This is a genomic window from Frigoribacterium sp. Leaf186, assembly GCF_001423905.1.
Taxonomy (GTDB): domain Bacteria; phylum Actinomycetota; class Actinomycetes; order Actinomycetales; family Microbacteriaceae; genus Frigoribacterium.
This window is the reverse complement of record NZ_LMPQ01000012.1, coordinates 289,396-311,189: the sequence shown is the minus strand read 5'-3', so window position 1 is coordinate 311,189 and position 21,794 is coordinate 289,396. Positions and strand designations below refer to the sequence as shown.

The 21,794-nt window shown below is 72.8% G+C and carries 20 protein-coding genes; 5 read left to right on the top strand and 15 right to left on the bottom strand.

The window, feature by feature from the left end:
* Positions 1-83: 83 nt before the first annotated feature.
* The 7 genes from ASG05_RS14535 to ASG05_RS14505 form a co-directional block, all read right to left on the bottom strand.
* Entirely contained in the window at positions 84-761 is a 678-nt protein-coding gene (locus ASG05_RS14535; protein WP_056262406.1) for a class F sortase, read from the bottom strand.
* A complete protein-coding gene (locus tag ASG05_RS14530) occupies positions 758-1,933 on the bottom strand; it encodes a glycosyl hydrolase family 8 (protein WP_056262402.1) in 1,176 nt (391 codons plus the stop codon). The genes ASG05_RS14535 and ASG05_RS14530 overlap by 4 nt, the downstream gene beginning before the upstream one ends.
* Positions 1,934-2,069: 136 nt before the next feature.
* Positions 2,070-2,939 carry a DUF4397 domain-containing protein gene (locus ASG05_RS14525; protein WP_056262397.1) on the bottom strand — a complete coding sequence of 290 codons (870 nt, stop codon included), beginning with the start codon at positions 2,937-2,939 and terminating at the stop codon, positions 2,070-2,072.
* A gap of 95 nt (positions 2,940-3,034) precedes the next feature.
* Entirely contained in the window at positions 3,035-5,041 is a 2,007-nt protein-coding gene (locus ASG05_RS14520) for a glycosyltransferase family 39 protein (RefSeq protein ID WP_056262394.1), read from the bottom strand.
* Complete coding sequence (locus tag ASG05_RS14515; protein ID WP_235491532.1) at positions 5,038-6,528, bottom strand: glycosyltransferase; 1,491 nt, start codon at positions 6,526-6,528, stop codon at positions 5,038-5,040. Before ASG05_RS14515 ends, ASG05_RS14520 begins: the two co-directional genes overlap by 4 nt.
* Positions 6,529-6,543: 15 nt before the next feature.
* Positions 6,544-7,155 carry a GtrA family protein gene (locus ASG05_RS14510; protein ID WP_082486838.1) on the bottom strand — a complete coding sequence of 204 codons (612 nt, stop codon included), beginning with the start codon at positions 7,153-7,155 and terminating at the stop codon, positions 6,544-6,546.
* Between the two features lie 85 nt (positions 7,156-7,240).
* Positions 7,241-8,689, bottom strand: coding sequence for a glycosyltransferase family 2 protein (locus ASG05_RS14505; RefSeq protein WP_056262391.1), 1,449 nt, complete (start codon positions 8,687-8,689; stop codon positions 7,241-7,243).
* Positions 8,690-8,872: 183 nt separating this feature from the next.
* On the opposite strand from ASG05_RS14505, the gene ASG05_RS14500 reads away from it, so the two are divergent.
* The gene (locus ASG05_RS14500) at positions 8,873-9,877 is read left to right on the top strand and encodes an aldo/keto reductase family protein (RefSeq protein WP_056262389.1); all 1,005 of its coding nucleotides are present in this window, start codon (positions 8,873-8,875) and stop codon (positions 9,875-9,877) included.
* Between the two features lie 141 nt (positions 9,878-10,018).
* Positions 10,019-10,570, top strand: a complete 552-nt coding sequence (locus ASG05_RS14495; protein ID WP_056262386.1) for a YceI family protein — start codon at positions 10,019-10,021, stop codon at positions 10,568-10,570.
* Positions 10,571-10,661: 91 nt separating this feature from the next.
* Here the strand turns inward: ASG05_RS14495 and yidC are convergent, their stop codons facing one another.
* Positions 10,662-11,414 carry a membrane protein insertase YidC gene (gene yidC, locus ASG05_RS14490; RefSeq protein WP_056262383.1) on the bottom strand — a complete coding sequence of 251 codons (753 nt, stop codon included), beginning with the start codon at positions 11,412-11,414 and terminating at the stop codon, positions 10,662-10,664.
* A gap of 96 nt (positions 11,415-11,510) precedes the next feature.
* Positions 11,511-11,807, bottom strand: coding sequence for a DUF6412 domain-containing protein (locus ASG05_RS14485; RefSeq protein ID WP_056262380.1), 297 nt, complete (start codon positions 11,805-11,807; stop codon positions 11,511-11,513).
* A gap of 116 nt (positions 11,808-11,923) precedes the next feature.
* Between ASG05_RS14485 and ASG05_RS14480 the strand changes: the two genes are divergently transcribed.
* Positions 11,924-12,481: a TIGR03086 family metal-binding protein gene (locus tag ASG05_RS14480; protein WP_056262378.1), complete on the top strand. Its 558-nt coding sequence runs from the start codon at positions 11,924-11,926 to the stop codon at positions 12,479-12,481.
* Positions 12,482-12,567: 86 nt separating this feature from the next.
* Positions 12,568-14,262 (top strand): long-chain-fatty-acid--CoA ligase, encoded by a 1,695-nt coding sequence (locus tag ASG05_RS14475; RefSeq protein WP_056263143.1) that lies wholly within the window; start codon positions 12,568-12,570, stop codon positions 14,260-14,262.
* A 45-nt stretch (positions 14,263-14,307) separates the two neighbouring features.
* Here the strand turns inward: ASG05_RS14475 and lepB are convergent, their stop codons facing one another.
* From lepB to ASG05_RS14460, 3 genes are all read right to left on the bottom strand, one after another.
* A complete protein-coding gene (gene lepB, locus ASG05_RS14470) occupies positions 14,308-14,943 on the bottom strand; it encodes a signal peptidase I (protein ID WP_082486837.1) in 636 nt (211 codons plus the stop codon).
* A 74-nt stretch (positions 14,944-15,017) separates the two neighbouring features.
* A complete protein-coding gene (locus tag ASG05_RS14465) occupies positions 15,018-15,935 on the bottom strand; it encodes an oxygenase MpaB family protein (protein ID WP_056262370.1) in 918 nt (305 codons plus the stop codon).
* 130 nt (positions 15,936-16,065) lie between these two features.
* Positions 16,066-16,884 (bottom strand): SDR family oxidoreductase, encoded by an 819-nt coding sequence (locus ASG05_RS14460; RefSeq protein WP_200936897.1) that lies wholly within the window; start codon positions 16,882-16,884, stop codon positions 16,066-16,068.
* A 124-nt stretch (positions 16,885-17,008) separates the two neighbouring features.
* Here ASG05_RS14460 and ASG05_RS14455 point away from each other — a divergent pair, with 124 nt between their 5' ends.
* Positions 17,009-18,691: a long-chain-fatty-acid--CoA ligase gene (locus ASG05_RS14455; protein WP_056262362.1), complete on the top strand. Its 1,683-nt coding sequence runs from the start codon at positions 17,009-17,011 to the stop codon at positions 18,689-18,691.
* An 85-nt stretch (positions 18,692-18,776) separates the two neighbouring features.
* Here ASG05_RS14455 and ASG05_RS14450 read toward each other — a convergent pair whose 3' ends face one another.
* From ASG05_RS14450 to ASG05_RS14440, 3 genes are all read right to left on the bottom strand, one after another.
* Positions 18,777-19,232 carry an SRPBCC family protein gene (locus ASG05_RS14450; RefSeq protein WP_056262359.1) on the bottom strand — a complete coding sequence of 152 codons (456 nt, stop codon included), beginning with the start codon at positions 19,230-19,232 and terminating at the stop codon, positions 18,777-18,779.
* Between the two features lie 88 nt (positions 19,233-19,320).
* Complete coding sequence (locus ASG05_RS14445; RefSeq protein WP_056262355.1) at positions 19,321-20,784, bottom strand: NAD(P)/FAD-dependent oxidoreductase; 1,464 nt, start codon at positions 20,782-20,784, stop codon at positions 19,321-19,323.
* Positions 20,781-21,791 (bottom strand): SDR family oxidoreductase, encoded by a 1,011-nt coding sequence (locus ASG05_RS14440; protein WP_056262350.1) that lies wholly within the window; start codon positions 21,789-21,791, stop codon positions 20,781-20,783. Before ASG05_RS14440 ends, ASG05_RS14445 begins: the two co-directional genes overlap by 4 nt.
* Positions 21,792-21,794 lie beyond the last annotated feature (3 nt).

Here is a 21,794-nt window from a genome sequence, read left to right as displayed (position 1 = left end):
GCGTGTCGGCTTTCGGGTGCCGGGGGGTGGGTCGGTGCGCCGGGTTCAGGAGGCGCGGCGGGGGCCGCCGGGGCGGCCGCCGGTCACGAGGTGACCAGGTCGGCGAACACGATCAGGTTGTCGACGTAGTGCCCCGTCGACCGGTCGAAGGTGCCGTCGCAGGTGATCAGGCGGAGGCCGGGCGTCGGGCTCGCACCGTAGACGTCGCTCGTCGGGAACGTCGCCTTCGGGGTGCGCTCGCTTCCGGTGACGCGGAAGGTCTCGACCGAGCCGGTCGAGAGCGTCACCGTCACCTCGTCGCCGGTCGTGAGCTTCGCCAGGTCGACGAAGACGGCCGGGCCGCTGCCCGAGTCGACGTGGCCGGCGATGACGGCGGGGCCGACGGCGCCGGGCACGACGCCGTCCTGGTACCAGCCGGCCGACTGCCACGCCTTCGGCGGGTCGAGCTCGCCCTGGGCGCCGAGGCCGAGGGCTTCGAGGCCGGAGTCCACGCCGATCGACGGGATCTGCACGCGGACCGGGGTGGCGTCCGCCGGGGGCGCCGTGTACGACGGTGCCGCCGGGTCCTGGAACGCACCGGCCGACCCGCTGGCCGCGTCCGGCGTCGAGGAGGGCGAGGGCGAGGTCGAGGTCGTGGTCGTGGTGCCGTCGGGTTGCGCGGCCAGGGCCGCCACGGTCACGCCGCCGGCCACGAGCACCACGGCCGCGCCGGCCGCGAGGACGGCCGCACGGTGGCCCGCCACGAAGGTCGCGAGGCTCATCGGGCCACCGCCAGGGGTGAGCAGGCACCGAGGCTCGTGCCCTCGAGCTGCAGGGCGGCGAGGGCCGCCCACGCGGAGCCGTAGTAGGTGGGGGTGGACTGCGACAGGTCGTCGGCGGTCCGCAGGTCGGCGGCGGCACGGTCGTGCTGGCCGGCGCTGGCCTCGGCCGCCGCGCGGGCGGCGTAGGCGAGCGGGCTCTGGTCCGAGCCGACCGACTGCCCGCCGAGGTCGAGCTGCATGGGCAGTTCGTCGTACCGCTGCAGCACGTCGGCCATCGACGCGGCCAGGGCCACGTCCTCGGGCTGGCACGACTCGGCGTAGCGCAGGGCGAGACGGCCGGCGTCGTAGCTGTACTGCACGCTGCCCGACGACCCGTCGGCGCTCGGCAGGGGCACGGTGGTGCCGTCCTGCCGGACCTGCGCCCAGTCGCTCGGCAGCGCGGTCGAGGAGAGAATGTTCGTGGTCACGGCTCGCGACCCGGCCTCGAGCTCGGCCCAGCGGGGGTCGCCGCTGGCCTCGCCGAGCTGCGCGAACGTGGCCGGCGACGCGTACGACGGGTTGTAGGACCAGGGGCCGGCGCCCATGGCCCAGGGGCCCGGCAGCAGGATGCGTCCGACGTCGGTCGAGACGGTCATCTCGTCGAGCACGTCGGTGCCGAGGTCGACGCCCGAGGTGGTGAGGTCGGGGCGGTCGAACGTCGAGCCGGCGAGCACGAGGGCCCGGGCGGCGTCGACGTCGGCGTCGCTGGCCGGCATGTCGTCGACGACGGCGCCGTCCTTCCACTGCCAGGCGAGCAGTCCGTCGGGTCGGACGAGCTCGTCCTCCGTCCAGCTCCAGATGGCGTCGAACCGCTTCACGTCGCCCACGGCGACCGCGACGAGCATGCCGTAGGCCTGCCCCTCGCTGACGGTGTCGTCGCCCTGGTCGCGCCGGACGACGCGGCCGTCGTCGTCGACGTAGTCGTCGAGGAAGGCCTCGCCGATCTCGGTGGCGGTGCGGGCCTGCGGGGTCGGGGTGCCCGTGCCGGGGGTGCCGGTCGCGTCCGCGCCGGCGCCTGCCTGGTCCGTCGACGGGCCGCCAGACCCTCCGACGACGAGGGAGGCGATGCCGGCCGTGACGGCCAGGGCCACCACGACGGCCGCTGCGAGCAGCGCCTTCGTCTTCTTCGTCATGTCGTTCTCTTCTTCGTCTCGGTGGTGCGGGCGGTCAGCCGGGCGGACCGTCGTGCGGGTGCGGAGGGAGCCGGGGAGGCGCGGTGTGCGCGGGCGCTCACCGCGCCTCCTCGTCCTGCCGCGGTGGTGCGGGGCGTCAGACCCCGAACCAGCCGAGCACGGTGGCCCAGAGGCCCTTGGACTCGCTCTTCTGCGGGTGCTCGGCGAGGTAGCCGCCACCCGTCTGGACGCCGCCGACGGGCGCCTGGGCGGTGGCCGCACTGTCGACCACGGGGACGATGGTGATGCCCCCGGTCGAGTTGTCGAGCACGAACAGCGTGTTGATGCTGCCCGCGGCGAGGTCGACGTCGCTGGTGCCGGTGACCTTCTGACCGGTGAGGTCGAGGGTCCACGGGCCGGCGGCGACCTGGGCGTAGCCGCTGGCGCTGCCGAACGGCGCGTCCTCGGCGATCGTCGTGCCGGTGCTGGTGGCCACGGTCACGGTCTTGCTGACGTTCGCCGCCTGCACGAGGCGGACCTTCGCCTGGCCCTCGGCCGGTGCGGTCAGGTCGTCCTTGAAGACCTGCGTCTTGAGGTCGTCGTTCGGGCCGTAGGCGACGGCGGTGATCGGCTGGCCGCTGTCGACCGTGATGTTCGAGGTGATGACCGGCTTGGCGGCGGTGGGCGCGTCGGCGGCCGTCATCGAGACGACGTACGTGCCGGCGGCGAGGGCCTGGTACGGGCTGACCTGGCCGTAGGTGACGTCGTCGAGGTCCATGACGACCTGACCGCCCTTGAGCGAGGTGAGGGTGACGTCGACGGCCTTCGTGTCGGGCGACAGGTGGCCGACGCGCACCCAGCCGTCGCCGTCGGCGGCGTTCGCCGGCGAGACGCCGACGAGCGAGCCGGCGAGGGCGACGCCCGCGGCGGCGGTCAGGGCGAGCACCGTCGCGAGGCGGCGACGCCGGACGGGCTGTGCGGGAGCGGTGGCGGCGAGGGCGCCGGTGGTGCGTGAGAGGGAAGCCATGTGGCTGGTCCTTTCCGGTCGGGTGTCCCACCCGGAGGTGGGACGCGGTGAGGAGGTGCCGGCGCCCGCCGCGGGGGCGGACGCCGGCGTGGCGATCAGTTGCTGAGCACGCCGCTCGGCGCGACGGCCGAGAAGGTGACCTGGAGCCCGTCGCCCGAGGGCACGACCGACTCGGGCACGTAGACGCTGCCGAGCCCTTCGAGGGTCGACCGGAGCTCGTCGACGGACTGGCCGCCCTGCGGCGTGACGTCGAACTGACGGAACAGTGCTTCTTGCTCGCCCGGCAGCGCCTGGGGGTCGGCGACCGAGATCGGCCCCATGGCGGCCAACTGCCCGAGCACGATGATGGCCCGCGGGTCGAGGCGGCCGTCCGAGAGCGCGGTGCGGAGCGTCGACGAGATCTGCAGGTTGGGGTTCTGCGCGAGCTCGGCACCGGCCTGCGACCGCGCCGACGCGGCGTCGTCCGCCTCGGTCTGCGCCTGGGCCTCGCCCTGGCTGTCGATCTGACGGATGTTCACCTGCTGGTCGCCCTCGCCGAAGGTCGCGACGACCGTCGAGTTGGCGAGCGCGTCCCGGATGTCGGCCGAGCCCGCTCCCGAGGTGCGCACCGACTCGGTCTCGAACAGGTAGTCCGAGTCCCGCCAGCCGTTGGGCGACTGCGCCTGGACGGCGCCGTCGGTGTCGATCTTGTAGAACCAGATGACGTTCTCCCGCGAGAAGCCGGCCTTGACCAGGTCGACCCACACGGCGTCGTCCACGAGCAGACGGCTGTCCTTCGGCACGTTGGTCTCGACCCAGGTCTCGGCGTTGCGCATCGGCGCGTCGAGGTCGCTGTCGAGGAACCCGCGCAGCTGGACCGCCCAGAGCGGCACGATCGCGACGACGGCGGCCAGCGTGAGGGCCAGCCAGGCGACCGAACCGGTACGGGTGGCCGCGGTCGAGAGGGCGCCGGACCGACGGGCCCGGAACGCCTTGACGGCGTGGTCGGTGACGGCTGCGACGAGCAGCGCCGCGAACGGCAGCAGCATGATCACGTAGGGCACCGGCAGGTACCCGCCGGGGCGGAACATGAACGCGATCAAGAACACCATCATCACGCCGAGCGGACGCAGCTTCTTCACGAACACCGCGACGATCGAGGCGAGCGTGCCGAGCACGATGAGCACCTGGTCGAGCTGCCACCACTGCGACACCGTCGCGAAGAACAGGCTGCCGGTGTCGAACACCGAACCGCTGGCCTCACGGGTCGCGAGCTGGAACTGGATGCCCTCGAGCAGGCTCACCCGGCCGGCACCCGGCAGCAGCTCGCCCTTGACCGCGGCGAGCGCGACGTAGCCGAGGCCGACGAGCACGAGCAGGCTGGCAGCGATCGACAGGGTGTAGCGGCGCGTCGCCTTGTCGGCACCTCGCCACATCATCCAGGCCAGGAAGGGCAGCGCCAGCAGGTACGTCTCCTTCGAGAGCACCGCGATGCCGAACGACAGCGAGGCGGCTGCGAAGCCGGCGAGCTGGTAGCGCTTGCTCAGGGCGAAGACGAACGCGGCGAGCAGCCACGGGGTGGCGACGTTGTCGAGGTAGACCGTGCGGTGGAACTGCAGGGCGAGCGGCGACACGGCGAACACGAGGCCCGCGACGGCGGCCGCGGGCCGGCTGAGGCCGAGCTTGCGACCCAGGAACCAGACGAGGACGACCGAGACGAGGGTGAAGAAGAGCATCGCCTCGCGGGCGGCCAGCACGGCCACGTCGTACCGCGAGAAGGCTCCGGTCAGGGCCGTGTAGGCCGAGATCTGCAGCCAGCCGACGGGCGGGTGGTCGTACCAGTAGGTGTAGTGGGCGATCTCGCCGAGGTTCTGGATGGCCCAGGCCTGGGCCGTGTAGGTGCCCTCGTCGTCGATCCGCTGCGGCGAGCCGTCCATGTTGAAGGCCTGGACGACCGCGGCGATCGCGAGGACGGGCAGCAGCCAGGCGAGGCCGGCGCCGTGCCGTCGGAGCCACGAGGCGGGCTTGGCGCCGCGGAGGTCCTTCGTGGGCACCACAGGGGCACCCGGGGTGTTCGACACGGTGGTGTCGGCCGCGCGGGGGCGGTTCAGCGTGGACGTCATCGGTCACCTCCGGTCATGGCCATGGCGGGCTCCTGCTGGGAGGCGCGGGGCGCCTCCTGCGGTTCGGTCGCGACCTCGTCGCGGTGGGCTCCGGTGTGCTCGGTCTTCTCCCAGGCGTTCAGGCCGCGCAGCTGGCGGAAGACCGCCCGGACCGCGGCGAGCGCGAGGAAGATCTGGTACGGCAGCAGTCCCCAGACGAGGCGGAAGTAGTCGCGGGCACGCACCTTCTGCCCGTAGACCCGGCCGAACTCGCGGAGGCCGGTGAACTCGACGGCCAGCAGCACCAGGGTCGGGGCCAGGGGGACGAACGAGACGAGGGCGATGGCGGTAGGCACCTTGGTGGTCAGGATCAGGATCACCGAGATGGGGATCAGCAGACCCGTGGCCGCCTGGATGAACGGCATGGTGAGCAGGTAGCGGGCCATCAGGCGCTGGCGCAGACGCGGCAGCTTCTTCCACTCGCCCTTGCCGTAGACCTGCATGAAGCCCTGGTTCCAGCGCGTGCGCTGCTTGAGCAGCGAGACGAAGGTGCCGGGGGTCTCCTCGCGGGTGACCACCTCGGGGCTGTAGGCCACGACGACCTTGGCGCCGGCGCTCGAGAGGCGGACCCCGAGCTCGCAGTCCTCGGCGAGGCACTCGGCGTCCCAGCCCTGCGACCAGTCGAGCCAGTCCTTGCGCACGAAGACCGTGTTGCCGCCGAGGGGGATGAACTTTTCCTTGGCGTGGAAGTGCAGGCGCGAGCGGAACCAGAAGTAGTACTCGAGCACGTTGCGGAGGCTCCACCAGCTCGACTGGAAGTTCATCAGCTGCACGCCGCCCTGCACCACGTCGGCGTCGGTCTCGGTGAACCGCGAGTCGACCAGCGTCAGCAGGCGGGGGTGCACCTCGTCCTCGGCGTCGAAGACGCCGACGATCTCGCCGCGCGACGTCTGCAACGCGAGGTTGAGCGCCTTCGGCTTGTTCTTCGGCACGCTCGAGTCGACGATCACGCGGATCAGCTCGGGGTGGCGGGCGGCGGCCTCACGGGCGACCCGCTCGGTGCCGGGGTCGTCGTGGCCGACGATCGCGATGATCTCGAAGTCGGGGTGGTCCTGCATCGCGAGGCGGTCGAGGGTCTGGCCCATGACCTCCTCCTCGTGCCGGCCGGGCACCAGCAGGGTGAACGAGTGGGCGGGGTCGAGGGGGTTCGCACTGAACTGGCTGTCCTCGAGGTTGTCCTTCGAGCGCCAGGCGTGCAGCATCCACCAGAGGGTCGACACGGCGACCGCGGTGAGCAGGATCGTCACCACGATGAGCGACGAGTAGCCGATCCACTCGAGGGGCGACCAGTCGGGCAGTTGGAACCCGATCATCGACTCGGTGGCGCCGGTGGTGCCGCGGTTCGGGACGAACTGCGACGGGTCGGACGGGGCTTGGGGGGTGAGCAACGGGGCGGGTTCGCCCGCTGCGAGATGTGATGTCGGGATCTGGGTCGGGTCAGTCGACACAGGATCACTCTCCAGTCAGTGGGTCGGGTGCAGGTGGGCCTGCGGGGTGTTCTGTCGGGTGGGGTCGTCGGTCGGCACGGGGCCGACGACGGTGGCGAGCGCGGCCGACGCTTCGGGGGTGTCGGCCGAGGAGGCGACCGCGGGCGAGCCGCGGAAGACGAGGTGGCGGTAGGCCAGGTAGCGGAACACCGTGCCGAGCACGAGCCCGACGCCGTTCGCCGCGACGTTGTCCGCGAGCTGGCTCGTGAAGCCCAGCAGGTAGTGCGAGACGAACAGGCACGCCGAGGCGACCAGCAGGCCGCCTACGTTCACGAGGCCGAAGGTGACGGCCTCCCGGACGACGGCCTGGTTGCGTCCCTCGCGGAACGTGAGGTAACGGTTGCCCAACCAGGCGACCACCGTCGCGACGACCACCGAGAGGACCTTGGCCCCGATCGGCTTGTCGTCGAGCAGGGTCGAGCGCAGCAGGTTGTAGACGCCGACGTCGACGACGAAGGCGATGCCGCCCACGGCGCCGAAGGTCGCGAGCTCCTTCACCCGGGCGACGAGGCGCAGGGGTGGTGTCGGGTTCGTCGAGGCGGCGCGGTCGGGACGCGTCCCCCGGACGGGGTACTCGGTTTCGGGCATGTGACCGGTTCGGGGGGCGTCGGCAGATCGGTTTGGTCGGGGTACGCGCGTCTCGGTCAACTGCCAGGTGGGCGACATCTGCCGGTCATCTCGTCGCGGGCTCGTCGACGCGGGCGGGCCGGACGCCCGACGCGGGAGCACCCGGGACGGGCGCCGCCGCTCGCGCGACCCGCGGTCCGGCGCCCGTGAGCTCGGCCCCGATCGCGGCGACGACGGCGGCCAGGGTGACGAGTCCGTTCGGGACGGCACCGACGACCACCAGGAGGCGCTCGCGGGCCGTCGCGCGCCTCCCCTGCTCGGCAGCCGCCTCCGTGGTCGCCCCTACGTCCAGCAGCTGCGCCAGGGCGGCGGGCAGCAGCGGCACCAGGGCCAGGGCGACCACGACGGCCGGCGCTCCGACCAGGACGGTCGACGCGACGACCGCGGCGCCGAGGATCGTCGCGCCGGCGTCGAGCAACGGTTCGGTGAGCACGCCGAGGGCGTGACGCCTCGCCTTCGGCCGCAGCCGCCGCCAGTCGCCCTTGCCGAGCACCTGCAGACAGCCCCTGGCCCATCTCGTCCGGGCACGGAACAGGTCGCGGAGCCCCCCGGGTGCCCGCTCGACCGTGGTCGTCCCGGGCGAGGTGGCCACGACGACGCGGGCTCCGGCGACCGTCATGCGGACGCCGAGGTCGAGCCCCGCCTCGACGCAGGCGGCGTCCCAGCCGCCCGCCCAGGCGAGCCAGGAGTGACGGACGAAGAGCGTGCTGTCCGACAGCGGGACGAAACCGGCCCGCCCGTGCGAGCGCACGACCGACCGGGCCCACCACCACCGGTCGACCGCCAGCCTCGGCGACCACCACGGCGACGGTTCGAGGGCCGGGCGGCTGGCGTGCTGCACCGCGTCGGCGTCCGTGCGGGTCAGCACGGAGTCGACGAGGGCGAACAGCCGGGGGTGCGGGCGGTCGCCCGGCGAGAAGACGCCCACGACGCCGTCACCCACCGCCGCGAGCGCTCCGGCGAGCGCCGAGGCCACGGTCGAGGACGGGCCGGCGGAGGCGCGGGTGGTCACGATCCGGACGCGTCCGGGGTGACGACGGACGGCCGACGTGGCGACGTCGTGCGTCAGGCGGTCCCCGGGGTCGACCGCCACGAGGACGTGCACGTCGGGGTGCTGCTGCCGAGCGAGCAGGTCGAGGGTCACGGCCAGCCCTGCCGGGCCGAGCGCCGGCACGAGCGCCGTGAACGAGTGGGCCGGGGGCAGCACCGGTCCGTCGAGGTCGCGGTGGCCGAGCTCCTCCCGTTCGCGGACGAGGTACAGCCGCCGGGCCGTGCGGCGGAGCGACAGCACCACCACGAGGGCGACGAGGACGGCGAGCACCCCGACGCCGACCCACTGCACGCTCGACCAGTCGGCCCACGGCAGGGTGGCCGACACGGCGTCGACCGAGCCCGCGGGTGCGCCGCCGCGGTTCGGCGCGAACGGCGTCGGGGTCGCGGGCAGCGTCGGCGTCAGCACGGGGCCGGGCGCCGCCAGGGTCGGGTCGGAGGTCACGGTGGTGCTCCAGTCGGGGTCGGGTCTGCAGGAGCCTCGGACGCGCGCGCCGGGTGGGACCGCGACGTCCGACGGATCGTGTCCCCCACGCGGGGGACACGACCTGATGAATCGTCACTGTACGCCACGCGAGTCCGCCGCACACCCCCTCGCCCCGGCCGCCGGGACGCGTAGCGTGGGGCCATGGAATTCAGACGCCTCGGCGACAGCGGACTCAAGATCTCGGAGATCACCTACGGCAACTGGCTGACGCACGCGTCCCAGGTCGAGAACGACGTGGCCACACAGTGCGTCCGCGCGGCCCTCGACGCCGGCATCTCGACCTTCGACACCGCCGACGCGTACGCGAACACGGCGGCGGAGCAGGTGCTCGGTGACGCGCTCGCGGGCGAACGTCGCGAGAGCCTCGAGATCTTCACGAAGGTCTACTGGCCGACCGGGCCCCGCGGCCACAACGACGTCGGCCTCAGCCGCAAGCACGTCCTCGAGTCGATCGACGGGTCGCTCCGCCGACTCGGCACCGACTACGTCGACCTCTACCAGGCCCACCGCTACGACCACGAGACCCCGCTCGAAGAGACCATGCAGGCCTTCGCCGACGTGGTGCGGGCCGGCAAGGCGCTCTACGTGGGCGTGAGCGAGTGGACGGCCGAACAGATCCGCGCCGGGCACGAGCTCGCGGTGCAGCACGGCATCCAGCTCATCTCGAACCAGCCGCAGTACTCCATGCTCTGGCGCGTCATCGAGTCCGACGTCGTGCCCGCGAGCAAGCAGCACGGCGTGAGTCAGATCGTCTGGTCACCCGTCGCTCAGGGCGTGTTGACAGGCAAGTACAAGCCGGGCGCCGATCTGCCCGCGGGCAGCCGGGCCACCGACGACAAGGGAGGCGCGGACACGATCAAGCGCTTCCTCACCGACGAGGTGCTCACCGGCGTCGCGAAGCTCGAACCGATCGCGGCCGACCTGGGGCTGTCGATGGCGCAGCTCGCCATCGCCTGGGTGCTGCAGAACGACAACGTCGCCTCGGCCATCATCGGGGCGTCCCGCCCGGAGCAGGTCGCCGACAACGTCAAGGCGGCGGGCGTCACCCTGCCGGCCGACGTCATGACGCGGATCGACGATGCGCTCGGCGACCTGGCGGAGAAGGACCCCGCGAAGACCGTCTCACCCGAACGCCGCCCGGCCTGAGCCCGGCTCGGCGCATCCGACACCGGCTCGACACGTCTCGGCCACCTCGGGAATGTTGTCCGATTGGATGCGCTTGCATATACTCGTACCAGCTTCGATGACACGTCATCGACCTCGACCTCACAGATTCAGGAGAACACCATGAGCATCACCGCAGAGAAGATCCCCGCCGGCACCTGGAACCTCGACCCCACGCACAGCGAGGTCTCGTTCAGCGTCCGCCACCTCGCCATCAGCAAGGTCAAGGGCTCGTTCGAGTCGTTCGACGCCTCGCTCGTCACCGACGAGGACCACACCGCCTCGAAGGTCACCGCCTCGATCGACGTGGCCTCGGTCAACACCAACCAGAAGGACCGCGACGGTCACCTGCAGACCGGTGACTTCTTCCTCGCCGAAGAGCACCCCAAGATGACCTTCGTGTCGACCAGCATCGAGGAGAAGGGCGACGACGCGTTCCTCGTGCACGGCGACCTGACCCTCCGCGGCGTCACCAAGCCCGTCACCCTGAAGAGCGAGTTCGGCGGCCTCGTCGTCGACGGCTACGGCCAGACCAAGCTCGGCTTCTCGGCCACGACCAAGATCGACCGCACCGAGTTCGGCGTCACCTGGAACGCCGCCCTCGAGGCCGGTGGCTTCACCCTCGGCAACGACGTCACCGTCACGCTCGAGATCCAGTTCACGCTCGCCGCGTAGGCAGCCGCAGCACCCCCGAAGGGCCCGCTCTCGCACGACGAGGGCGGGCCCTTCCGCGTGCCGGCGGTCGCGCTCCCCGCCCGCAGGCCGCTCAAGCGGGCGCGAGCACCCGGCGCAGCACCGCCCGCTCCCCCAGCGTCCAGGCCGCGCTCGTCACGAGGTAGAGGCCGGCGGCCAGCGGGGCGAACGCGGCGAAGAGCACGCTGACGAACGGCAACCAGCGCAGGATGCCCGCCGTGCCGGCCGGCGCCTCCTGCCCTCGTCCTCGACCCGCGGTCGGGGTCGCCCCGGGGCCCGTGAAGCGCAGGGCGGCGCGCCGGCTCAGCTCGACGACGAGCGCGAGCAGCACGAGCAGCACCAGGTACGGCCAGATCGCCGCGAGCCCCGCCCCCAGGGTGACGAACAGGTTCGCCCCGAGCGCCGCGCCGCCGAGGGTGTGCGACAACAGGGCGTTGGCGTGACCGGCGATCTCGGAGTGGGCGAACAGCGAGTAGACGGCGGTGAGGACGGGCGCCTGCGCGAGCGTCGGCAGGCACCCGGCCAGCGGCGAGACCTTCTCGGAGGCGTAGAGCGCCATCAGCGCCCGGCTGCGGGCCTCGGGGTCGGTGACGCGCCGGTTCAGGTCGGCGATCGCCGGGGCCAGCCGGCGACGGGCGATCTCGGCGCGCACCTGCGAGACGCCGACCGGCACGAGCACGAGGCGGACGAGCAGGGTGAACAGCACGACGCCGAGGGCGGCGGCGGACGCGCCGGCGACCGGTTCGACGAGCTCGCCGAGGGTGGTGACGAGCGATTGCAGACCGTCGAGGACGACGGCGATCGGGTGGAGGGTGGACAGGTCCATGCGGACTCCTCGGTCAGAGAGACGGTGGGTGTCTTCTGGCCGCCGAGGGGCGTCGGATCGACGCGGGGCGTCGGATCGACGCGGGCGCGGGTGCGCTCAGGCGGCCGGGACGGCCCGCCCCGGGGCCCGTGACCGCACGTGCCCGCGGGCGTCGGGGTCGCGGCGCCAGACGAGGAGGCGCGTGCCGGCTTCTTCACGGAGCGTCACCTCGGGCACCGCCCCGGCCAACCCGCAGAGGGTCAGCACGACGCGGGCGACGCCCAGCGCGACCACGGCGGTCGCGGCGCCGAGCAGGCCGACGAGCACGACCGCGGACAGCGGGGCCCCGCCGGACGACAGGACGGCCTCGACGAACGCCACGAGGGGCGCGAGCACCGACAGGCCGAGGGTCATGCCGACGACCCTAGCCGAACCGGCCGCCCTGGCATCATGGGCAGCGCCCTGCGGAACAATGCGCCGACCACGGCGGTTGACGCCGAGAGCCACCGCCCCACCCGAGAGGACTCCCGATGACCGTCGACTGGATCACCCTGCAGAAGACCGCCCACGACGAGTTCGCCCGCCGGGTCGAGGCCGTCGCCGACTGGGACGCCCCGACGCCCGACACCGAGTGGAAGGTGCGCGACCTCGTGCGCCACGTCACGCGCGAGCAGCAGTGGGTGCCCCTGCTGCTCGAGGGCGGCGACCCGGCCGAGGCCGAGAACTCGATCGAGCCCCTCGGCGACGACCTGGTCGAGGCCTGGCACCGTTGGTCGGGCGCCGCCACCGCCGCCTGGGGCGAGGCCGACCCCGACGCCGAGGTGCGGTTGAGCGCCGACGTCGTTCCGGTGCACGAGTACCTCGCCGAACAGGTCGCCGACGTCACGATCCACACCTGGGACCTCGCGCGGGCCGTCGGCACCGACGAAGAGCTCGACGACGACCTCGTCGAGGCCGTCTGGGGCGTCTTCGCGCCGCAGAAGGACGCCCTCGAGGCCTCGGGGCTGTTCGCCTCGCCGGTCCCGGTCGACGACGACGCGCCGCTCCGCATCCGACTGCTCGCGCTCACCGGGCGCGACGCCCGCTGAGCCGTCCGGCAGGCGGCGTGCGGCGCGTCGACGACGTCACCCGCGCCTCCCGGGGGTTCATCACCCTGCCCTGCCACAGTGGTGCCATGACCGACCCGATCGCCCGCCCGTGGCTGCACAGCTACGCCCCCGACGTCCCCGCCGACATCGAGCCCCTCACCGGCAGCCTCGTCGACCTGATCGACGACGCCGTGTCGACGTACCGGCAGAAGCCGGCCCTCGAGTTCTTCGGGCGCGAGACCAGCTACCGCGACCTGGGCGACCAGGTCGCCCGCGCGGCCGAAGGGCTCAGGAGGCTCGGCGTGGGTCGCGGCGACCGGGTCGCGCTGATCCTGCCCAACAGCCCGCAGCACGTGGTGGCGTTCTACGCGGTACTGCGCCTCGGCGCCGTCGTGGTCGAGCACAACCCGCTCTACACCGACCGCGAGCTGCGCCACCTCTTCGAGGACCACGGCGCGACGATCGCCGTCGCCTGGGACAAGCTCGTCGACCGCCTGCGCGCCCTGCCTGCCGACATCGGCTTCTCGACCGTCGTCTCGGTCGACGTGACCAAGGGCATGCCGCTCGCCACCCGCCTGGCCCTCAAGCTGCCCGTGCCCGCGGCGAAGAAGAGCCGCGCCGCCCTCACCGACGGCGCCGAGGGCGACGTGACGTGGCAGGGCCTGCTGGCCAACCGTCCGCTGCGGAAGAAGCACCCCCGCCCCGACGTCGACGACATCGCCCTGCTGCAGTACACGAGCGGCACGACCGGCTCTCCGAAGGGCGCGATCCTCACGCACCGCAACCTGCGCAGCAACGCGGCCCAGGGGCGTGCCTGGGTGCCGGGCCTCGTCGACGGCGACGAGACCGTCTACGGGGTGCTGCCGTTCTTCCACGCCTACGGCCTGACCCTCTGCCTGACCTTCGCGATGAGCATCGGGGCGCGCCTGGTGCTGTTCCCGAAGTTCGACGTCGACCTCGTGCTCAAGGCGGCGAAGAAGCACCCGCCGACCTTCCTGCCGGCGGTGCCGCCGATCTACCAACGCCTGGCCGACGCGGCTCGCGAGCGCGGCGTCGACCTCTCGAGCGCCCGCTTCGCCATCTCGGGCGCCATGAACCTGCCCACCGCGGTCGTCCAGGCCTGGGAGGGCGTGACGGGCGGACTGCTCGTCGAGGGCTTCGGGCTGACCGAGACCTCGCCGGTGGCGCTCGGCAACCCGATCGGCCCGACCCGACGCGTCGGCACGGTGGGCGTGCCGTTCCCGTCGACCGAGGCCATGGTCGTCGACCGCGACGACCCCGACCCGGGTCGCCCGGTCGTCGCCGGCGCCGCGGGCGAGTTGCTGCTGCGCGGGCCGCAGGTGTTCCGTGGCTACTGGAACCGCCCCGACGAGACCGCCGACGCCTTCCTCGAGGGGGGCTGGTTCCGCACGGGCGACATCGTCACCATGAGCGCCGACGGCTACGTCACGATCGTCGACCGCATCAAGGAGCTCATCGTCACCGGCGGCTTCAACGTCGCACCGTCCGAGGTCGAGGAGGCCGTGCGGAACGCCCCCGGCGTGGCCGAGGTGGCCGTCGTCGGCCTGCCCCGCTCGGGCGGCGGCGAGGACGTCGTGGCGGCCATCGTGCTCGAACCGGGCGCGAGGTTCGACTCCGAGGCGATCCGCGACGCCTCGCGCGGGCAGCTCGCCGCCTACAAGGTGCCGCGCCGGGTCGTGCAGCTCGACGAGCTGCCGAAGTCGCTGATCGGCAAGGTGCTGCGCCGCGAGGTGCGTGACCGTCTCATCGCCGCAGGCTGAGCCCGGCCCGGGGGGTCGGTCGGTCGGCCCGGCGTGGCGTCCGCGTCAGAGGCGTTGCCACCGGTCGATCGGCCAGGCGACGACGAACGCGCGTCCGATGACGTCGTCCACGGGTACGAAGCCCTCGTAGGGTCCGGTCTGGTGGGCGCGCGAGTCGGCCGACCGGTCGCGGTTGTCGCCGAGCACCCAGAGCGCCCCCTCGGGCACCGTCACGTCGAAGTCGGTGGCCGAGGCCCGGGGGCCGCCGTCGACGAGCGTGAGGTACGGCTCGTCGAGCGGTTCGCCGTTGACGAGCACGTGGCCGTCGGCGTCGCAGCAGCTGACGTGGTCACCGGGCAGCCCGATGACGCGCTTGACGAGGTCCTGACCGGCGGCGTCGCCGTAGCCGAGCCACCCGCCCGGGTCCACGAAGACGACGACGTCGCCCCGGTGCAGCGGCAGGACGCGCGGCGCGAGCTCGTTCACGAGGATGCGGTCGCCGATCATCAGCGTCTGCTCCATCGACCCCGACGGGATCGAGAAGCTGCGCACCAGGAACGCGCGCACGCCCCACGACAACAGCAGCCCGACGAGCACGATCGCCAGCAGTTCGAGCAGCCACCGTCTCGTCGCCCGGGCCGAGGAGGCGCGGGTCGCGTCGCCGTCGTCGGTCTCGTCGGCGAGGGGGCGGGCTGCGGTCACCGGCTCATCCTGCCAGCGGGTGCGCGCCCCCGCCCTCCCCGGTCAGGGGGCCGTGCGACCCCGCCGCGCGAGTGTCACGCCGCCGTCCAGCCGATCCGGTCGAGCCGGGCGAGGGCGTGCTCCTCGGCGACCGGACGCTTGCCGAGGACTCCCCCGACGCCGGCGAGCATGGCCTGGGCGGGCGCGCGGGTCGGCAGGTCGATCGGCCCCACGTGCGGCGCCCGCAGGCCGAGCAGCTCGCGGAAGCGCGGCTGCAGGGTGCCGACGGCGCCGTTGAACAGCACCGGGTAGCCGACCTTCAGCGCGGGGAAGAGCGGCGGTCGCTTGATGAACTTCACGACGTCGTCGGTGCGGGCCGTGCGTTCGAGCACGCCCCGGTGGTCGAAGTCCATGAGCTGCTGCTGCATCTCGGCGACGCTGCGCGGCGGGTTCGGCACGCCCATCAGCTCGCCGGCCGTCGCCCATTCGCGGACGTACGCGTCGGGCCCGCCGGGGACGGGCTCGCGACCCCACTCGAGGTAGGCGGCCAAGAAGGAGTCGGCGAACGCCATGTGCACCCAGCTGAGCAGCTCGGGGTCGTTCGCGGCGTAGTCGTGGCTCACGCCGTTCCGGTCGTCGTAGCTGCCGACCACCTTGGTGTGCAGGCGTGACACCCAGTTCGACGCGTGGGTGGCGGCCTCGCGGCTGCCGTACGAGACGGTGTAGATCCAGCGGATCGTGCCGGCCAGGCGTCCGAGCGGGTCCTCGCGGAAGCGCGAGTGGTCGTGGACGCCGGCGAGGGCTCCCGGGTGCAAGGCCTGCACCAGCAGGGCGCGGACCCCGGCCGGGATCGTCGACATGGCGCCGTGGACGGCCCAGACCGCCGACCCGGGCAGGAAGAACCCCTCGTCGTCGCCCTTCTCGAGGTCGGTGACCCACTCGGGCGTGCCCGTGTACTGCCCGTTGAAGGTGTACTGCAGGCGGGCGCGGAGCGGTTCGGTCAGAGCGGGCATGACTCGATCATGCGCCGCGGAAGCTGGACGCTCGCGGCAGGCGGGGCAGGCCGTCCTGACGGACGGACGCCGCGCCTCCTGCGCCCCGGGGCGGGGGCAGGAGGCGCGGCGTGCGTTCCGTGGGCCGGCGTCAGTTCCCGTGCGCCTCGATCGAGACGGGCTGCCACTCGTTCCAGGTGGCGAGACGCGACTCGTAGTCCTTCGTCGCGATCTCGAGCGGTGCCTTGCCGAAGAAGATGCGCAGCGGCGGCTCGTCGGCGTCGACGACCTTGAGGATCGCCCCGCGGGTGGCCGTCGGGTCGCCCGGGTCGGCGGCCGACGGGCGCTTCGACGCGGCCTCGCGCACCTCGGCGTAGGCCTCGAGCTCGTCGCTGCGCGAGGCGGAAGGCCCCGACCAGTCGGTCGAGAAGCCGCCGGGCTCGACGAGGGTCACCTTGATGCCGAAGCCGGCGACCTCTTGCGCGAGCGACTGGCTGAAGCCCTCGAGCCCCCACTTCGACGCGTGGTAGATGCCGACCGTCGGGAAGGCACTGATGCCGCCGATGCTCGACACCTGGACGATGTGACCCGAACCTTGCTCGCGCATGATCGGCAGGGCGGCCTGCGTCACCCAGAGGGCGCCGAACAGGTTCGTCTCGATCTGCGCGCGGGCCTCGTCCTCGGTGATCTCCTCGATCATGCCGAAGTGGCCGAAGCCGGCGTTGTTGATGACGACGTCCAGGCGGCCGAAGTGCTCGGCGGCCCGCCTCACCGCCGCGACGTCGGCCTCGCGGTCGTTGACGTCGAGCTGGAGGGGCAGGAAGGCGTCGCCGTACGCGTCCACCAGGGGCGTGACGTCGTCGATCTTCCGTGCGGTGCCCGCGACCTTGTCGCCGCGCTCGAGGGCCGCCTCGGCCCACTCGCGGCCGAAGCCCTTGGATGCACCGGTGATGAACCAGACCTTGCTCACGATGTGTCGTTCCTCTCTTCGTGATGTCGAGGACCATGCTGCGCCGCGCCTCCCGGGACGAGGTCAGGTTGCCAGCCCGCATCGAGCCGACGGGGTACGCCCGGCGGGTCGATAGAGTGGCCCGGTGACCACCGACAGCGCTCGTCCCTGGCTCGACTCCTACGCACCCGGCGTGCCGCACGACCTCGAACCGGTCGACGGCTCGCTGCTCGACCTGGTCGAGGCCTCCGCGGCGCGGTACCCGAAGGCGGTGGCGCTCGAGTTCTTCGGGTCGACCACGACGTACTCCGAGCTCGTCGACCAGATCTCACGGGCGGCCGAGGGCCTCCGCAAGCTCGGCGTCGGGCACGGCGACACCGTCGCCATCGTGCTGCCGAACGGCCCGCAGCACGTCGTCGCCTTCTACGCGGTGCTGCGCCTCGGGGCGATCGTCGTCGAGCACAACCCGCTCTACACGCCGCGCGAGCTGCGCCACCAGTTCGAGGACCACGGCGCCAAGGTCGCCATCGCCTGGAACAAGGTGGTCGAGACGATCCAGGCGTTCCCGGCCGACGTCGCCGTCGAGCACCTGGTCTCGGTCGACGTCACCCGGGCCATGCCGTTCGCCACGCGCGCGGCCCTCGCCCTGCCGATCAAGAAGGCCCGCGAGTCGCGCGACCGGCTGACGACCACCGTGTCGGGCACCACCCCGTGGGAGAAGGTCGTCGGCTCGTCGCGCATCAAGGCGAAGCACCCCCGGCCGGCCACCGACGACCTCGCGGTCATCCAGTACACGAGCGGAACGACGGGCACGCCCAAGGGCGCGCAGCTGACGCACCACAACCTGCTCGCGAACGCGGCCCAGGCGCAGGCCTGGGTGCCCACCATCGAGCGCGGCACCTGCGTCGTCTACGCGGTGCTGCCGATGTTCCACGCCTACGGCCTCACGCTCTGCCTCACCTTCGCCATGAGCATGGGGGCGCGCCTCGTGCTGTTCCCGGCCTTCGACCCGGCCCTGGTGCTCAAGGTGATGAAGAAGCACCCGCCGACCTTCCTGCCCGCCGTGCCGCCGATCTACGCCCGCCTGCAGAAGGCCGCCGACGACGCCGGGGTCTCGCTGAAGGGCGTCGACGTCGCCATCTCGGGGGCGATGCCGCTCTCGGCCGACGTCGTCGAGCCGTGGGAGGCCGAGTCCGGCGGATGGCTCGTCGAGGGCTACGGGCTCTCGGAGTGCTCACCCGTGCTGATGGCGAACCCCGTCGGGCCCACGCGGCGCGCCGGCACGGTCGGACTGCCCCTGCCGGGCACCGAGGTGAGGGTCGTCGACCCCGAGAACCCCACGGTCGACGTGCCCGCCGGCGAGCGCGGCGAACTGATCGTGCGGGGCCCCCAGGTCTTCAGCGGCTACTACCGCAAGCCCAAGGAGTCGGGCGAGGTCTTCGTCGACGGCGACTGGTTCCGCACCGGGGACATCGTGACGATCGACGACGACGGCTTCGTGCGCATCGTCGACCGCATCAAAGAGCTGATCATCACCGGCGGGTTCAACGTCTCGCCGTCCGAGGTCGAAGAGGTGCTCACCCGGTTCGAGGGCGTGGCCGAGGCGGCCGTCGTCGGACTGCCCACCCCCGGCGGCGAGCAGGTGGCCGCCGCGATCGTCACGAAGCCCGGCGCCCACGTGGACGTCGCGGCCCTGCGCACGTTCGCCCGCGGGCACCTCACGCCGTACAAGGTGCCGCGACGCATCGTCGTCGTCGACGACCTGCCCAAGTCGCTGATCGGCAAGGTGCTGCGGCGCAAGGTGCGCGACTCGCTCGCCGAGCGCTGAGACCGCACCCGCGCCTCCTCGGCCGTGGCGCCGTCGGGGTGCGGTGGCGGGGGCGTCCGGCGACGCCCGACCCGGGAGGCGCGGGTCAGCTGGGCGAGACGCGGTCGGTCATGCGTCCCTCGGCCAGCCAGGCCAGGCGCTGCAGCGCCTCCTTGTTGCGCCAGTGCAGCGGAGGGTCGAGCAAGGGCTTCGGCACGAGTCGTCCGGGGCCCGCGACGGCGTACTCGGTCATCGAGACGAAGCAGCCGCCCATGCGGTTGCGCACGTCGATCTCGATCCGGGCCTCGCCCATCGGCCAGCCCTTGGCGTGGAACACGGCCCGGACCGGCGGGTCCCACTCGAGGATCGTCGTGACGTCGTCGACGACGAGCGGCCAGACGCCGAAGGAGTGGTGGATGGACGCCTCGACGCTCGGCCAGGTCAGGTCGACGTCACGGATGCGCGCCGACCCGACGACCCAGCTCGGGAAGAGCCAGCCGTCGCTCAGCACGTCGAAGACGTCATGGGGGGAGGCCTCGATGAAACGGTGCGTCGTGCTCATCCGTCGATCCTGGCAGTGAACGGGTCGGTCCGCGAACGAGTCTCGCCTCCGGAGGAACGACCCGCCACGGCGAGACACGCCGTCGCGGTCAGGCGTCGACGCCCAGGTAGGGCAGCCGGTCGATGCCGAACTCGTTCTTCAGGGCGCTGCGGGCGGCGTAGGCGCCGCCGAGGCCGTGCACCGACGGGCCGGGAGGCGTCGACGACGAGCACAGGTAGATGCCGGGGGTGGGCGTCCGCCACGGTTCGCTCGACAGCGTCGGGCGCGCGGCGAGCTGCCACACGCTCGGAGCCCCCGAGGCGATGTCGCCGCCGACGTAGTTCGGGTCGTGCTCCTCGAGCTCGACGGCCGTCCGGCTGTGCGTCGCGAGGATCGTGTCACGGAACCCGGGGGCGAAGCGTTCGATGCCGGCGATCACGGTCTCGGTCTGGTCGACCGTGGACCCGCGGGGCACGTGGGTGTAGGCCCAGAGCGCCTGCTGCCCGTCGGGCGCCCGCGTGCCGTCGACGACGCCGGCCTGGGCGACCAGCACGTAGGGCGTGCGTGCATGACGGCCCGAGGCGACGTCGTGCTCGCCCGAGGCGATCTCGGCCCGCGTCCCGCCGAGGTGCAGGGTGGGGCTGCGGCGGGCCTCGTCGGCGGCCCACGGCACGGGCCCCGACAGGGCGAAGTCGACCTTGGCCGCGGCGTTGCCGTAGCGGAAGCGCCGCAGCGCCCGTTCGTAGCGCGCGGGCAGTCGGCCGCCGGCGATGTCGGCGAGGGCCCGGGCGCTCGTGTCGAAGATCGTGGCACGGGCGCGGGGCAGCTCGTCGATCGACGTGACGTCCACGCCCGTCGTGATCGTGCCTCCGTGCGCCCGGACGTCGTCGGCCATCGCGTCGACGATCGACTGGCTGCCGCCCGTGGGCACCGGCCACCCGCGCGCGTGCGCGTGGACGGCCAGGACGAGCCCGGCGGCCGAGGTCGACAGGCTGGGCATGGGCCGGATGGCGTGGGCCATCACCCCGGCGAGCATGGCGGGTGCCTCGTCGCCCGAGAAGCCGGCGTTCCACCACGGGCCGCTCTGCGAGAGGGCGGCGAGCCCGAAGCGGACGAGGGTCGCCGGGTCGTCGGGCACCCGGACGAGCTCGCGCATCGTGAACTTCGCCATGCGCGGCTCGCGCTCGACGAGCCCCCGCAGGAGGCGCGTCCACGCGGCCCCGTCGGCGCCGAGCCCGTCGGCCGTCCGCTCGAGGTCGCGGTAGGCGATGCCCGCCCTACCACCGTCGAGTGGGTGGGCGTACGAGATCTCGGGCACCGTCAGCTCGATGCGGCGGTCGAGCTCGAAGCGCTGGAAGAACCCCGAGGCGAGCGCCATGGGGTGCACCGCCGAGCAGATGTCGTGACGGAAGCCCGGCAGCGTCGCCTCCTGGGTGCGGGCACCGCCGCCGATGGTGTCGGCCCGCTCGACGATCTCGACGCGCAGGCCCGCACGCGCGAGCACGACCGCCGCCGCGAGCCCGTTCGGGCCCGCGCCGACGACGACGGCGTCGACCTCTGGCGCGCCGCTCACGCGCGACCGCCCCGCGTCACCCGGCCCACGACGGCGGCGGTGGCGGCCACGGCGGCCCCGAGCCCGGCGCCCACGGTGAGGGCGCGGTGGCGGGTGTACCAGACCTGCGGGCTCGTGCTGCGGGCGCGGTCGCTGAAGATGCCGCGGGCTCCCTGGTCGCCGGACGTGGGCTCGTAGAGGTTGTCGGGCAGCATGGGTTCGTCCTTGTCGGGCGCCTGCTGGCCCGAGTAGCCGGTCTTGGCGAGGTAGACGTCGAGGAAGTTCGCGACGAACCGGTTGCCGAGCACCGTCATGACGGTGGGCTCGCCGAGCCAGGTGCGACGACGCGGCTTGTCGGCGACGTCGGCGATGGCGTGGGCCCCGACCTCGGGCTCGAAGATCGGCGGCACCGGTTGGGGGTGCTCGGGCAGGCGAGACCGCACCCAGTTGAACTGGATCGTGTTGAGGGCCGGCATGTCGACGGTGCTGATGCGCACCGAACTCTTGTTGTGGATCAGCTCGGTGGTCACCGACTCGGTGAACCCCTGGACGGCGTGCTTGGCCCCGCAGTACGAGGCCTGCAGCGGGATGCCGCGGTGGGCGAGGGCCGAGCCGACCTGGATCACGTGGCCGCGGTCGCGGGGCACCATGCGCGAGAGGGCGGCGCGCGTGCCGTTGACGAAGCCGAAGTAGTTGACGGCGGTGGCCCGCTCGAAGTCGTCGGGGTCGGTCTCGAGGAACTCCCCGAACACGCCGACCATCGCGTCGTTGACCCAGAGGTCGATCGGGCCGAGCTCGGCCTCGACCCGGTCGGCGGCCGACTCGACCTGGGCCCGGTCGGCCACGTCGGTCGAGATGCCGAGCGCCCGACGCCCGGCGGCCTCGACGTCGCGGACGGCCCCGTCGAGGCCGTCCTGGCCTCGGGCCAGGACCGCCACGTCCCAACCCCGTGAGGCGAGCTCTCGGACGGTAGCGCGGCCGAGACCGGCCGACCCCCCGGTGACGACGGCGACTCTGGTGCTGGTCATGGT